General features: G+C 29.0%; 11 protein-coding genes. 2 read left to right on the forward strand and 9 right to left on the reverse strand.

The genetic code is table 11. The features are described 5' to 3' along the window. Position 1: 1 nt before the first annotated feature. The 5 genes from EYR00_RS08145 to EYR00_RS08165 all read right to left on the reverse strand — a co-directional run bounded on the left by EYR00_RS08145 (position 2) and on the right by EYR00_RS08165 (position 8,188). Positions 2–1,162: an ATP-binding protein gene (locus EYR00_RS08145; RefSeq protein ID WP_003537667.1), complete on the reverse strand. Its 1,161-nt coding sequence runs from the start codon at positions 1,160–1,162 to the stop codon at positions 2–4. 2 nt (positions 1,163–1,164) lie between these two features. Then, the gene (locus EYR00_RS08150; RefSeq protein ID WP_003537666.1) at positions 1,165–2,331 is read right to left on the reverse strand and encodes a restriction endonuclease subunit S; all 1,167 of its coding nucleotides are present in this window, start codon (positions 2,329–2,331) and stop codon (positions 1,165–1,167) included. Next, positions 2,332–3,882, reverse strand: a complete 1,551-nt coding sequence (locus EYR00_RS08155) for a type I restriction-modification system subunit M (RefSeq protein ID WP_003537665.1) — start codon at positions 3,880–3,882, stop codon at positions 2,332–2,334. It lies immediately after the preceding gene. 457 nt (positions 3,883–4,339) lie between these two features. After that, the gene (locus tag EYR00_RS08160) at positions 4,340–7,012 is read right to left on the reverse strand and encodes an ATP-dependent DNA helicase (protein WP_003537664.1); all 2,673 of its coding nucleotides are present in this window, start codon (positions 7,010–7,012) and stop codon (positions 4,340–4,342) included. A gap of 873 nt (positions 7,013–7,885) precedes the next feature. Further along, a complete protein-coding gene (locus EYR00_RS08165) occupies positions 7,886–8,188 on the reverse strand; it encodes a hypothetical protein (protein WP_003537663.1) in 303 nt (100 codons plus the stop codon). Between the two features lie 297 nt (positions 8,189–8,485). Here EYR00_RS08165 and EYR00_RS08170 point away from each other — a divergent pair, with 297 nt between their 5' ends. Beyond that, complete coding sequence (locus EYR00_RS08170) at positions 8,486–8,728, forward strand: hypothetical protein (protein WP_003537661.1); 243 nt, start codon at positions 8,486–8,488, stop codon at positions 8,726–8,728. A gap of 98 nt (positions 8,729–8,826) precedes the next feature. Here EYR00_RS08170 and EYR00_RS15960 read toward each other — a convergent pair whose 3' ends face one another. From EYR00_RS15960 to EYR00_RS08185, 4 genes are all read right to left on the reverse strand, one after another. Further along, positions 8,827–8,967: a hypothetical protein gene (locus EYR00_RS15960; protein ID WP_003537660.1), complete on the reverse strand. Its 141-nt coding sequence runs from the start codon at positions 8,965–8,967 to the stop codon at positions 8,827–8,829. Next, on the reverse strand, positions 8,964–9,677 hold the full coding sequence (locus EYR00_RS08175; protein WP_003537659.1) for an aldo/keto reductase: 714 nt from the start codon (positions 9,675–9,677) through the stop codon (positions 8,964–8,966). Before EYR00_RS08175 ends, EYR00_RS15960 begins: the two co-directional genes overlap by 4 nt. Positions 9,678–10,161: 484 nt before the next feature. Continuing rightward, positions 10,162–11,709 carry a glutamine-hydrolyzing GMP synthase gene (guaA, locus tag EYR00_RS08180; RefSeq protein WP_003537657.1) on the reverse strand — a complete coding sequence of 516 codons (1,548 nt, stop codon included), beginning with the start codon at positions 11,707–11,709 and terminating at the stop codon, positions 10,162–10,164. An 11-nt stretch (positions 11,710–11,720) separates the two neighbouring features. After that, positions 11,721–12,992: an adenylosuccinate synthase gene (locus EYR00_RS08185; protein ID WP_003537656.1), complete on the reverse strand. Its 1,272-nt coding sequence runs from the start codon at positions 12,990–12,992 to the stop codon at positions 11,721–11,723. 170 nt (positions 12,993–13,162) lie between these two features. On the opposite strand from EYR00_RS08185, the gene EYR00_RS08190 reads away from it, so the two are divergent. Next, positions 13,163–14,050: a LysR family transcriptional regulator gene (locus tag EYR00_RS08190; RefSeq protein ID WP_003537655.1), complete on the forward strand. Its 888-nt coding sequence runs from the start codon at positions 13,163–13,165 to the stop codon at positions 14,048–14,050. Positions 14,051–14,065 lie beyond the last annotated feature (15 nt).

Below are 14,065 nucleotides of genomic sequence, written 5' to 3' on the forward strand. Positions count from 1 at the left end.
TTTATTCCTCCTTCCAAAAGCCATAATTATTTATTAAGTGTTCAAGTAATAATTTTACTGTTTGTTTCTCTTGTGGCGTAGGCTCAGCTACAATTTCATTTGCTAGCGTGGAATGACTAGTGAACTGGATGATTCGATTATAATAAGCCTCTTTGTTTTCTGGTAAGAGTTCTGACCATCTTGGAAATCCTAAGAAACTAGCAGTTTTTTCATAAAGGTTTCTTAATAAAGTAAAATGAAATTTTTCTATATTATCATTTGCAACTGCCTCTTCAAGTATTGCTTTTAGATGTAAATGATATGAAAAATTTTTATTGGAATCGCTTTTCTTTTCTGAAAGATCAAAAGTCCCATCTTCTAAACGTTCTAGCATATAACATTTTTTCTTATTTATTTCATTATATAATACATTATAAAATATAGGGTTATGTGTGGTAATAATAAATTTTAACTCAGATTCACTTTTCCTAATTACTTCCGCTAAATCAACTGCCATCTGAATCAAATGATTATCATCTAATGAGGTTACTGGATCATCAATAAAAATATAATTTAAGTTGTCAAATTGATTTGTTTCTCTATCACTTTCCTCTACTACATTTAATACGCTAACGACTTGTTCAAGCAATGCATAAAAAACACTCCATATAAAACAACTTTCTTCACCTTTAGAAACCTTAATATTGTTTGCAATTGAATTATTTCCACGTTTATATGAAAATATTACTTCTGTAAAAGCATTTACGGTTATTTCTCTTTCATCGTTATTCTTAGTAGTATACTGAGAATTAAAACTTGGATTTAATTTATCATCTGTATAGTGTTGAAAAAATTTAACAACATTTTGATCTTGTCCTTGATCTTCAAAAATCCATTTTGTAAAAACATTGGGATGTATTTTAAGTTTTGGTTTAGCATCTTCTTTCAAATCATTATCCCAATAGAATAAATCTTCTGTAAAAGCATTGTAATAAAGGATTTTTTTGTTTTCCAAACCTGCATCTTCAGTTTCCTCTTGATCTATTTCAATTTTAGGAGAAACAAGTGCTTTAAATTCTCTTGAGAGCCTTGTCTTTCCGTTTCCATTAAATGCATAAATTAACTGCACTTTTTTGTTATTATCTTTTAATTCCTGTGCGATTTCTTTTAAAGTCTTCCCCATATCTATACCTCAGCATTTATATTCTTAAACGTTAAAAGTTTATTCCTATAATATTCGTATTGTTTTTGTCTCTCCGCTATTTCAGCAGGAAGTCCTTTAGAAATATCGTTACAAAGTGTGTCAAAACGATCAAGAATGTCAACAATACGTTGTTGCTCAGATAAAGATGGAAGCGGTACTATAATATCACCTAATTTACTTGGTGTGACCTCTATAACTTTTGTACCATGAGCTAGTTTTTTCTTATCTTTAAAAAACATAGCAGTATGAAAATAATATGCAAGAAACTTTGCATTCTGATTGTGTTTGATTATTGCAGTGTGACCACTTATTGCAACTTTTTCCTCACCTAACCACACAACACATTTACAAACATCTTCTATATTTTCACTTGTAACAGCCATTATAATATCATTTGTATTCGCAAATTTAGATTTTTTTGCAACATCTCCATCTATAAAGGTTATAGTTTTAGTAGCAGATAAACCATATCTTGTATATATTTGCCCATAATGAATACAAGGTATCCCCTTCTCTGTAAAATCTTTCTTTTGAAAATTACCACCTCTGATAATTGTAGCAATTTCCCTAAGCGGTTTCCTTTCAACATCATCACCAAAGGTAAGTAAGCTATCCCTATAATACTCATACTGTTTTTTTCTTGCTGTAAGCTCTGCTGTAAGCTCTGCTGTAAGCTCTGCTGTAAGCTCTGTGAAATTATCCAAAATACGCACAATTTCCTCTTGTACTGGTAAAGGTGGGAAAGGAATTAATGTATTTTTAGCAGCACTCCAGTGACGAGTATATTTTCCAGTTGTCTTATAAAAATTAACAAAGCAATAGTACAAGTATTTGCAATTAATATTTTTACTTGTCAATATTTTTATTCCATCTGCGCCTTGTGCAAATGGAAAATCGACATATTTTATTATCTCTGTATGATCTCCAAAAATTATATATTCATTTTTAGGAAATAATGCAGTTTTATCATTTGTATAACCACTTATGTAATCGCTACCTTGATTTATTACAGGATAATCACCTGTAATTAAAATATTTTTAGATAATATTTTAATTGATGGTGTATTAATTGTTACAAGTTTAAACAAAGGTTTCAAGACTACTCCATCAGGACATAATTCATTTATTAGCTCATTTAGTTTACTCATTTATTGCACCTCGATTTCTGCAATTATCTCATCAATCTCAGTACGAAGTCTATCTATGTTAGCCACTGTTTTTTTAATTTTAGCATTTAATTCAACTATATCGATAACTTCTCTTGTATCCTTAGCCTCAACATAAGTACTTACCGAAAGATTATAATTTTCTAATGATATCTCACTATTATCTACAGATTTTGAAACATGATCGATATCTTTTTTATTAGCAAACAGCTCTAAAATAGCATTGATATGTTCTTCTGTTAAAATATTATTGTTTGTTTCTTTTTTGAAATAATCTTCACCACTTGCATCTATAAACTGAGTTTTAGTTTCCGTTTTGTGTTTTGAAAGCACTAATATATTAACTGCAATTGATGTTCCAAAAAATAGATTAGGTGCAAGTGAAATAACAGCTTCTACAAAGTTATTATCAACTAAATACTTTCTAATTTTTTGCTCTGCTCCACCACGATAGAAGATACCCGGAAAACATACAATTGCTGCTCGCCCTCTACTTGAAAGATAACTTAATGCATGAAGCACAAAAGCAAAATCAGCTTTAGATTTTGGTGCAAGTACCCCTGCTGGTGCAAAACGTACATCATTAATAAGAGTTGGATCACTGTTACCAATCCATGGTATTGAATAAGGAGGGTTTGATACGATTGCATCAAATGGTTTCTCATCTCCAAATTGTGGATTTAATAGGGTATTACCTAGTGCTATATTAAATTTATCATAGTTAACATTATGCAAAAACATATTCATACGAGCAAGATTATAGGTTGTATGATTAATTTCTTGTCCAAAGAAACCATCTTCAATAATATGCTCATCAAACTGTTTCTTTGCTTGTAATAATAAAGAACCCGAACCTGCTGCTGGATCGTAAATTTTATTAATTGTAGATTGACCATGCATTGCAAGTTTTGCTATAAGTTTAGATACACTTTGTGGTGTAAAAAACTCTCCTCCAGACTTTCCAGCATTAGCAGCATAGTTAGAGATTAAAAATTCATAAGCATCCCCAAATAAGTCTATTTGATTTTCTTCGAATTTACCAAAACTAAGCCCTTCAACTCCCTTAATTACAGCTGCTAAACGACTATTTTTATCTTTAACTGTATTTCCTAGCCTATTACTTGTTGTATCAAAATCAGCGAATAAACCTTTGATATCTGATTCAGAAGGATATCCACTTGCAGAACTTTCAATTGCTGAAAATATCTTTGCTAAATCTGTATTCAAACTATCATTTGTGTTTGCATTTTTTGCAATGTTGCAAAATAATTGGCTGGGATATATAAAATATCCTTTTGTCTTAATTGCATCTTCTTTTATTTCTTTTGTAATAATACTATCATCTAATTCTGCATAGTTAATACTATCGTCCCCTCCTTCAATATAATTTGAAAAGTTCTCACTAATAAAACGGTAAAAAAGGGTTCCTAATACATATTGTTTAAAGTCCCATCCGTCAACTGACCCTCTGACTTCATTTGCTATTTTCCATATCTGTGATTGTAATTCTGCTCTTTGTGCTGCACTTGACATTTCAATTCCTCCGTTTAATATAATTAATACATTGATAGCTTTAAAATCAATTTGTTATGTGCTATTTCACTTTATATTTAGTGTATTAATGTTTTTTTATTATAGCATATTTAAACCCTTTAAATCATTTTAATTTACAGTTTTATTTCATTTGTTGATATGTAGAAAATTCGACTTAATAGCAAGATACTCTCCCATGACATATGCCTTACGAACACTATTTCCTTAATTTAATCTATTATCACTTAACCAAATTTTCATACAAAATAGGTGTTTAAATTTCAAAGATTAAAAAGTATTTTAGGTGTCTACAATCTTTTATGTGCAATGACATAAAAAAGTTACAACAATGAATAAATCATATTTATTATTTGTTATTCATTGCCATAAACAAATAGTAATCCCTAGAAGCACTTACTGGTTCCATACGAGATAAAACTCTATTACACACTTCAGATTACCAATATATATTTAGATATTTCTTTGCCCTTGTTATAGCTGTATAAAATATATTATGAGTAATCTTTTCTTCACTGTCATCAGCTATTACAATCTTTACTGATTCATATTCTAAACCTTGTGACTTATGTATTGAAACAGCATATGCAATTTGAAATGGTAAAATAGATTCATCATCGGTATTTTCATTATCGCTATCAAACGGCTTACTTCTACTAACGTAAAATCCAATAACAGTAGATTTCTTATCTTTTTTTATTAGATATAAGCCGTCAGCAATATCTATTAATGATTCCGATAATACTATATCTACACTTATAGCAAAATATACTCTATCTTCCAAGTCATTTATATCCTCAATTCTGCCTTTTAAATTATTATAAAGTAATTCAAATCTTCCTGAATCATTAAATAATATAGGGTCATTTATTTTAAACTCATATATACCAATTTTAACTGCATTGTTTGGATTGTCTAGTTGAAGTAATTTATTGATATTATTTAAACCATAAAGCCCGTTATAATTTAAACAAAGAATAATCTCATCATCTGATTTACTAATAAAAATTTCTTCATCAATTTTATGCGAATAATCATTTTTAACAATTTGTTCTAAAATTAAATTATTATTTTTTATTTCTCTTGTTTCTTTCCAAAGGTCTATTAAATTTTTGTTCTCACTTCTAAATGGCTCTGTCAGTTCACTTATTACATTATCATCAAATACATACTTACAAAGATTAAACCAGTTTCCTAAACCAATTGATTCAATTTGATAGATATCACCTACTAATATTAGTATAGCATTATTGGTTTTATCTAAAATTTTAATCATATCTTCATTTTTTACTGTACTACACTCATCGACTACAATTAAATCGTATTCTAGTAAACTATATGAGGGCTGGTTTATGAATTTATCAATTGTCATATAATCTGAATTACCATCATCATTTATTTTTCTTCTTAAATTATTTACTGCCGGATTAGTTTTTGCAATAAATAGTTTCTGCTTATCTTTCATTAAAAAAGAAACATAATTAATAAGAGTAGTTTTACCTGTTCCAGCAGCACCATAAATCAATCTAACTTTTGTTGATAAAAACATATTTTTTAATATTTCTTCTTTTTTTATATCATCTAATTCAACAATTTCTGTACTAGTCTTTAAACTATTAATTTTATCACTAGAAAATAGTTCATTTAATAGTGTCGTACTTTCTGAAAGTATTGTTAATTTTGCTATAATTTCTTTTATAGCATTTAATTCACCTACCTTATATAAATACTTTTTATAGATTCCAATTTCACTAGCTGGTCGAAAGCCAGAATATAAAGAATCATTATATATCTTTATCAAACCTTTAATCTCATTCGTGTTTCCAAAAAAACTAAAATCTCCGATTGGTATAAAAATCTTATTCTCTGTAAAAGACTTTATATGAACTAATCTCGCAAGTAAATCTTCATGATAATTTTTTACATTAATACAATGATATAGGTCTGAAAGATTAGAGATATGTCTTTTAGGATTAAAAGAATATGGTTTTTTTTCAAAAGGATAACATTTTGCTGATAAAAACAAATCAGAAAATTCATTTTCTTTGCTAGTTGGCCATTGATCATGGATAAAAGAATTGTTCATACTAATTAGTATATACCTTATTATATTTTTCCCATTTAAATTATTATTTGATATATTTCTTGACTTTCTCAATAATATTGCTATTGAAGATTGTTTTGATTTAGTAGTATTATCTAAATCACTCATAAAATTATTAAACTCTTTATATGGTAGATCAATAACATCAACTAATGTAGCTCTCTTATCCTTTATATAATTCATTAGTAGTTTATAATCTTTGCTTCCTCTTTGAATATTAGTACTTATTTTTAAAATTTTAGCATAGTTATTTATCTCACAAGGTCTTATAGACACATGCCAATCAGTTATTAATCTAATGGGAAACTCAACTCCAAACATTGATATGGTAGTATCAAAAAATTCTAAAGCTACACAATAATTTTTAAATATGTCATATTTAGTAAAAGCCGTAATTCTATTAAATTTATTTTGCTTATCTGTTCCAGGTTCTAGTGTAACTTCAAAATAAGTATTTTGGTTGATAAAAAAAGGTTTAACAGCTCGAATATAATAATTATCAAAATTTTGAGTACTAATAGTAACCATATTTATTTTTTCAGCAACTTTTTCATAATATTCCTTTGTTTGAACATCTAAATCAGGCAAAAACAAATCGATATTTTGAACAATTTCCATTCCAAATCTAACTTTCATTAACTTTTTTAGTTCTAAAATATACTGATAATATTTTAATATTAATCTATCTGCACCATCTTCTGTAGGTGTAAAATGTGAAACAGATTTACTAAGGTATTTATGAAATATACTTATAAATTTATAATTTTTCTCACTTGCAAATTCTTTAGCAACATTTTTAACACTTTTCATCTCATTAGGGTGTAAATCTAACCAAAGTTTTAAAGCAATATTGTCATTGAGATTTCGAACTATAGATAATATTCGTATTGCTACTTCACCTCTATTACTTTTATTAAAAGATAGTAGAGCTTTATCAATAGCGTTGCTTGCTTTTATAATTTCACTATCTGTATCATTTAATATTTGTCGAGTTTTATTATCCATCATTGAAATTTTAATCCTCCTCTAAAATCTCGAGGACGCAAAGTTATTAAAAGAAAGTACTAAACAGTAATTACAATGATTTTTCAAAAATATATACAATTTTATATTTAAATAATATCCCTTAACTATATTGTTGGTATTTAATTATAATAAAGTGCTTTTTGCATCAAATAATATTTTAAAACCTATTTTCCATTAATTACTCTACTTTATCCCTCATAAAGATTTATATCCTATACAGTATATTGTATCAATGAAACTATACAAATACCAATAAATTAATAATATTTTACATGTACTATTCTTGATTTAAAAAAATGAAAACCCGATTTACATGTACTTCTTCTTAGTATTATAATATTCTTTAATGAAAATAATATTATATCTGCAGCTGATTTAAGTTCAATGCTTGATACACTGCACTACTTTTAGTAAGAGCCATATAGTATTCATCTACTAATAGGCAATTTTATAAAGTCACAACAAAACATGTCAAAAGTATTATTTAATTTTGATTAATAGTATCAAATACTAGATAAATTTTCTGAATTCATACATTTTACTAATTTTTTAAATTAAGAATTATTACCTATTCAAAATTTTACACTATTTTTATAATATTATTTTTGTTTTTATAAAAAAGATCATTTTAATATTTCCAACTTTTTCTTTATTGACAAGCTTTAATTATAATTTTTTAGCCATATATCTTCTACCATATTTCATTGTTTAATTATCTCTAATTTTTGATATAATAATATTTTTCAATTCATATACAATTTTATTTGCATTATTACTAAAAAAGCTTAACACCTTAAGATATTATCTTTAGGCGTTAAAAATACTAACTATATTTTATATAATAATTTAAATCAACTAATGATTTCTTAATTGTTTTCTAAGACTCTGAGTTTCTACAATCCTATAATTAGATAACCATAATTGTTTATCATTTCCTGCCAATTGAGGGTTATTATTTGATTCAAATGTATTTTGAATTATACTTGAGCCGACTTCATTCCAAATTTCAATTGGGTCAAAAATCCATTCAACTTCTTCAGATTCCTTTCTAAATTTCAAAAGAGCTCTAAATGCCCCAAATACTGGGTAAATATAACCACTAGAAATAGAATAATTACTCATATTACCTAAAAAGGAATATGAACGTTTAGGCTTCATTCTTGTACTTTCTTTGTTTTCCCTTGTCCATATCCATGTGAAAATCCCATACACCCCATACCTATTTCAGAAACTTCTAAATTTCTTATTACATTCATAGTTGTCTTCGGTATCAAAATAGCGTACAAAATCAGGACCCCTATTTTCCCCGATTTAAAGGCTGCGAACCCTTCTGAATCAAAAGATTTTATTTTCATTCCACTTGGACCATATAGATTTACATTATCATTTAATCGCAATCATCACTTAGCCCACAAAAAAAGCATCAGTTTTCAAGATTTATCTCAAGAAAACATTATGATTATAAAACCTGGAATCAGCCCTATTTACGATGAAATCAGAAATAAAATAATCAGTAAATATCCTGATATCAATATCATTGATATCAATCCATATTATGATATTTCTACATTTAACCACTGTGCTGAAAATCAAGATATTCTTTTATCGTTAGAATGTTGGAAAAATATACATCCATCATTAGTCACTATTCCATTAAAAGAAAAAATTTTATCTTCCTTATGGTATTGTTATTGCTAAGAAACATATACACAAAATGCAAGAATTTATACAAAATATTGAAAAAATTATTAACAGTAAAAAATCCTAATCAGTATGATAGGATTTTTTATTGATATTTAAGATTTGGCTTCATCTGGATTAAAACGCATTCCCCTACAATATGGAATAGCATCAATTATTTGCATATCTTGAGAACTTATTTCAAAATCAAATACCTGCATATTTTGAATCATTCTTTCTTCATGGGTTGATTTCATAATAGGTAAAATATTTTTTTGAAGAAGCCATCGGATACATATTTGTGCTGTGCTTTTTTATATTTATCTGCAAGTTGCTTTAATGTTTTATTTTGTAAAACTTCACCACATCCTAACGGACTCCATGCTTCAACAATAATACCATGTTCTTGATAATACTTAGCACTTTCAGTTTGACCAAATCTAGGATGATATTCAATCTGGTTTACCATTGGTTTTATATCAGTATCTTCAATAAGTGCTTCTAGATGATGAGCAAGGTAATTAGCAACACCTATTGATTTAATTTTACCTTGTTTATAATAGTTTTCTACTGCTCTATATGTATCTGCATTAATATCACTCCAATTGTCATGCCACTTTGCAACTGCTGGCCAATGTAGCATATAAAGGTCAATATAATCTAAACCAAGATTATCTAAAGATGTTTCAATTGCTTCTACTGCTTTATCATATCCTCTATGGTCATTCCACAACTTTGTACTTACAAATATTTCTTCTATTTTTATACCATATTCTTCCATTGCTTGACGAATACCTTCACCAACTTCCTTCTCATTATGATAAGCTGCTGCTGTATCAATATAACGATAACCTGCTTTTAATGCTAACTTTACACAATGTGCTGTCACTCCTTTTGGTATTTGCCATACCCCAAATCCTATATTAGGTAGTTTCATTCCATTATATAATTCTTGAAATTCATTCATTTCTTTTTCCTCCTTATCTCCTCTTGTATTTTATCCAGTTACACATGAAAATAGAAGTTTCAAAAATAGACATTCATTGTTAATGAAAGTTACAGCAAAATAAACTTTAAAAATTCTTCTTTATATTTTTATACTTTTTTTGATTAATTGTAAAAATATAATTATTATTATGAAGAAAAAACTCAAAAATATTTGTAGTCTATTTTACAATCAATATATTCTAGCTAAAAAAATTTGATGGGAAGGCAACTGCTTTCCCATTTCTTATTGATAAATATATTCTCTCTTTATAAACTCTTCAACACATTGTTGAATGTTATTCATCTCTTTAACCTATCTCATTTGATTCTTTTCTTTCAATTCTTCAGTAATATTGTAAGCGTAAAATAAAAGAGCCATATCACTTTTTAAGGTATATTTAAGGTCATTTATTATTTTCAATTCAAAAAACACCCTGTCAAAAGGCGTTTTTTCATTTCATCTACTATTCGAATTCAATCGTTCCTGGTGGTTTTGAAGTAATATCATACATTACTCTATTTACCCCACGAACTTCATTAATAATTCTAGACATAACCTTATTTAATACTTCATAAGGAATTTGAGCAGCTTCTGCTGTCATGAAATCAATTGTGTTAACAGCTCTAAGCGCGATAGCATGATCATAAGTTCTTTCATCACCCATAACCCCCACTGAACGCATATTTGTAAGAGCAGCGAAGTATTGACCGATTGAACGATCTAATCCTGCTTTTGCAATCTCTTCTCTGTAAATTGCATCAGCATCTTGAACGATTCTAACTTTTTCTGCTGTTACTTCACCAATGATCCGAATACCAAGTCCAGGCCCTGGGAACGGTTGTCTAAATACTAAGTATTCAGGGATTCCTAATTCAAGACCCACTTTACGTACTTCATCTTTGAAAAGATCACGTAATGGTTCAATGATTTCTTTGAAATCCACTGCATCAGGTAAGCCCCCAACATTATGATGAGATTTGATTACTGCTGATTCACCACCTAATCCACTTTCAACAACATCAGGATAAATAGTTCCCTGAACTAAGAAATCAACAGTCCCAATCTTTTTAGCTTCTTCTTCAAAAACACGAATAAATTCTTCACCGATAATTTTACGTTTGGCCTCAGGTTCTTCAACACCCTTTAACTTTTCATAATATCTTTCTTGAGCATTAACTCGAATAAAGTTTAAGTCATATTGACCATCAGGTCCAAATACCGTTTCTACTTCATCACCTTCATTTTTACGAAGTAATCCATGATCAACAAAAACACAAGTTAATTGGTTTCCTATTGCTTTAGATAATAATACCGCTGCCACTGATGAATCAACTCCACCAGACAAAGCACATAATACTTTACCATTACCAACTTTTTCTCTAATAGCTTTAATTTGTTCTTCAACAAATGAATCCATACGCCAATCACCACTACAATTACATACATCTAAAACAAAGTTAGATAACATTTTTGTTCCATATTCAGTATGTAAAACTTCGGGATGAAATTGAATTGCATACAATTTTTTACTTTCATCTTCACATGAAGCAACTGGACAGTCTTTAGTGTATGATGTAATTTCAAAGCCTGGAGCAATTTTTGAGATATAATCAAAATGACTCATCCAGCAAATCGACTCTACCGCCACATCTTTCATTAATTTAGATTCTTGTTTACTAACAATTAAATGAGATTTACCATATTCTCTAACATCAGCTTTTTCTACTTTACCACCTAACACATGCTGCATTAACTGAGCCCCGTAGCATAAACCTAATACCGGTATCCCTAATTCAAATAATTCTTTTTGATAAGTAGGTGAATCTTCTAAATAACAACTATTAGGGCCACCCGTTAATATAATTCCTTTCGGATTCATCTCTTTAATCTTTTCAATATCTACTTTATAAGAATAAATCTCACAGTAAACATTACACTCACGTACTCGACGTGCTACTAATTGGTTATACTGACCACCAAAATCAATTACAATTACTAATTCATTTTTCACTAGCTATCCTCCTATTTAAAAATTTCTCTTAACACAATTGTTTGCTCTCTATCAGGACCAACAGAGAAAATGGCAATTGGACAATTAATTAGTTCTTCAATTCTTCTTAAATACTTTTGACAATTTTCAGGTAATTCCTCGAAAGAAGTAACCTTAGTAATATCTTCATCCCAACCTGGCATTTCTTCATAAACAGGTTTAACTCTATTCAACTGTTTAATCGTTGAAGGTAATGCTTTGATGATTTTACCATCTAATTCATAAGCTGTACAGATTTTTAATGTCTTTATTCCCGATAATACATCTAATAACATTAAACTAATCCCCGTCAATGAAGACATTCTTCTTGATTGATTAACAACAACAGCATCAAACCATCCAATTCTTCTTGCTCTTTTTGTTACTGTACCATATTCATGGCCACGTTCACGGATTTGATCAGCCAATTCACCTTCAATTTCTGTTGGGAAAGCCCCACTACCTACTCTTGTTGTATAAGCCTTAACAATTCCCACTGCTTCATTAATATATAATGGGCCAATTCCAGAGCCTTCAGCTACTCCATTAGCACCGGGATGTGAACTAGTAACAAATGGGTATGTACCATAGTCAATATCTAACATTGTCCCTTGAGCCCCTTCAAATAATACATTTTTACCAGTTTGAAAACATTCATCTAAAAAAACACCAGTATCACAAACCATTGGTGCAATGATTTTAGCATATTCTTTATATTCTTCAAAGATTTCCTCGGCACTACATGTAAGTTCAGGATATTGCGCTTTTTTAGAAGCCAAAGCTTCTTCTAATCTTTCTTTAAATAATTCCTCATCAATGAATTCACCCATACGGATTCCCACCCGTTCATATTTGTCGACATATGTAGGTCCAATTCCTTTTTTAGTCGTTCCAATATTATTAGCTCCACGCCTAGTTTCTTGAATTTCATCGATTTCTAAATGATAAGGTAAGATAACATGAGCCCGATCACTAATCATGATCTTATCAGTGCTAATATTAGCATCATTTAAATATTTCATTTCTTCAAGTAAAGCTTTAGGATTAATTACCATTCCGTTACCTAAAATAACATCATTACCACTAAAAACCCCTGAAGGAATCAAACGTAAAGCAAACTTTTGACCATTAAATTCAATTGTATGCCCGGCATTATTACCACCTTGATATCTAGCAACGATATCTGCTTTTTGAGCCAGGTAATCAGTAATTTTACCTTTACCCTCATCGCCCCATTGACTTCCTACTACAACAACTCCAGCCATTAAATTCACACCTTTCTTATTTACTATTACATTATATACAATAAACTAACAAAATGCATCAATAAATATACATTAATATAATAGTTTGACTAGTTTACAGAATAATTATATTATAGTCTTAGCTATTAGTAAAATTAATATATTATAATTATGATATAAGGAGAACTTATATGTATATCAAACTAGAACAATACAAAATATTCAATGAAGCTGCTACGACCCTATCTTTTTCAATCGCAGCTAGAAATCTTTTTATTTCTCAATCTGCAGTTTCCCAAACAATCAGCAGTATTGAAAAAGAACTACAGACTCAATTATTTATTCGCAATTCTAAAGGTGTTAGTTTAACTAAAGAGGGTAAATTATTACATCAGCAAATTGACAAAGCTTTAGCATTGATTACCGGAGTAGAAAACCAGTTATCAAATTATCATGAATTAAAAGATGGTCAATTAATTATTGGAGCCGGTGATACTTTTAGTGAGTATTTTTTAACTAATTATATCGTTAAATTCAAACAACTATATCCTGGGGTTAAAATCAAAGTAATCAACCGAACCAGTCTAGAAACCCGTGAATTGTTGAAATCTGATCAAATAGATCTCGGTTTTTTAAATCTTCCCATCAAAGATGATTCTTTAGTAATTAAAGAATGCTTCCAAGTTCATGATATTTTTGTTTCTAAAAAGCCTGATAATCATATTTACACCTTCAATCAATTAGCTGATCAGCCCCTAATTCTTTTAGAAAAGTCATCAAATACCCGTAATCGTATCGATAATTACTTTGCTAATAAGGGACTATTATTAAAGCCAACAATTGAACTTGGAGCTCATAATTTATTGTTGGACTTTGCCAGAGCAGGACTAGGAATTTCTTGTGTCATTAAAGAATTCTCCCAAGAATTACTTGATCAAGGGATTCTTCATGAAATAAAAACATCACAACCATTGCCTAAACGCAGTATCGGTTATGCTTATCCAAAACGACGAACTCAATCTGTTGCTACAAACAAATTTATTGAACTAATTGCTAATGATCCAACTTTACATATCTAAAAACGTCACTGATTA

Source organism: Thomasclavelia ramosa DSM 1402, from assembly GCF_014131695.1.
In the GTDB taxonomy this organism is placed as follows: Bacteria; Bacillota_I; Bacilli_A; order Erysipelotrichales; family Coprobacillaceae; genus Thomasclavelia; species Thomasclavelia ramosa.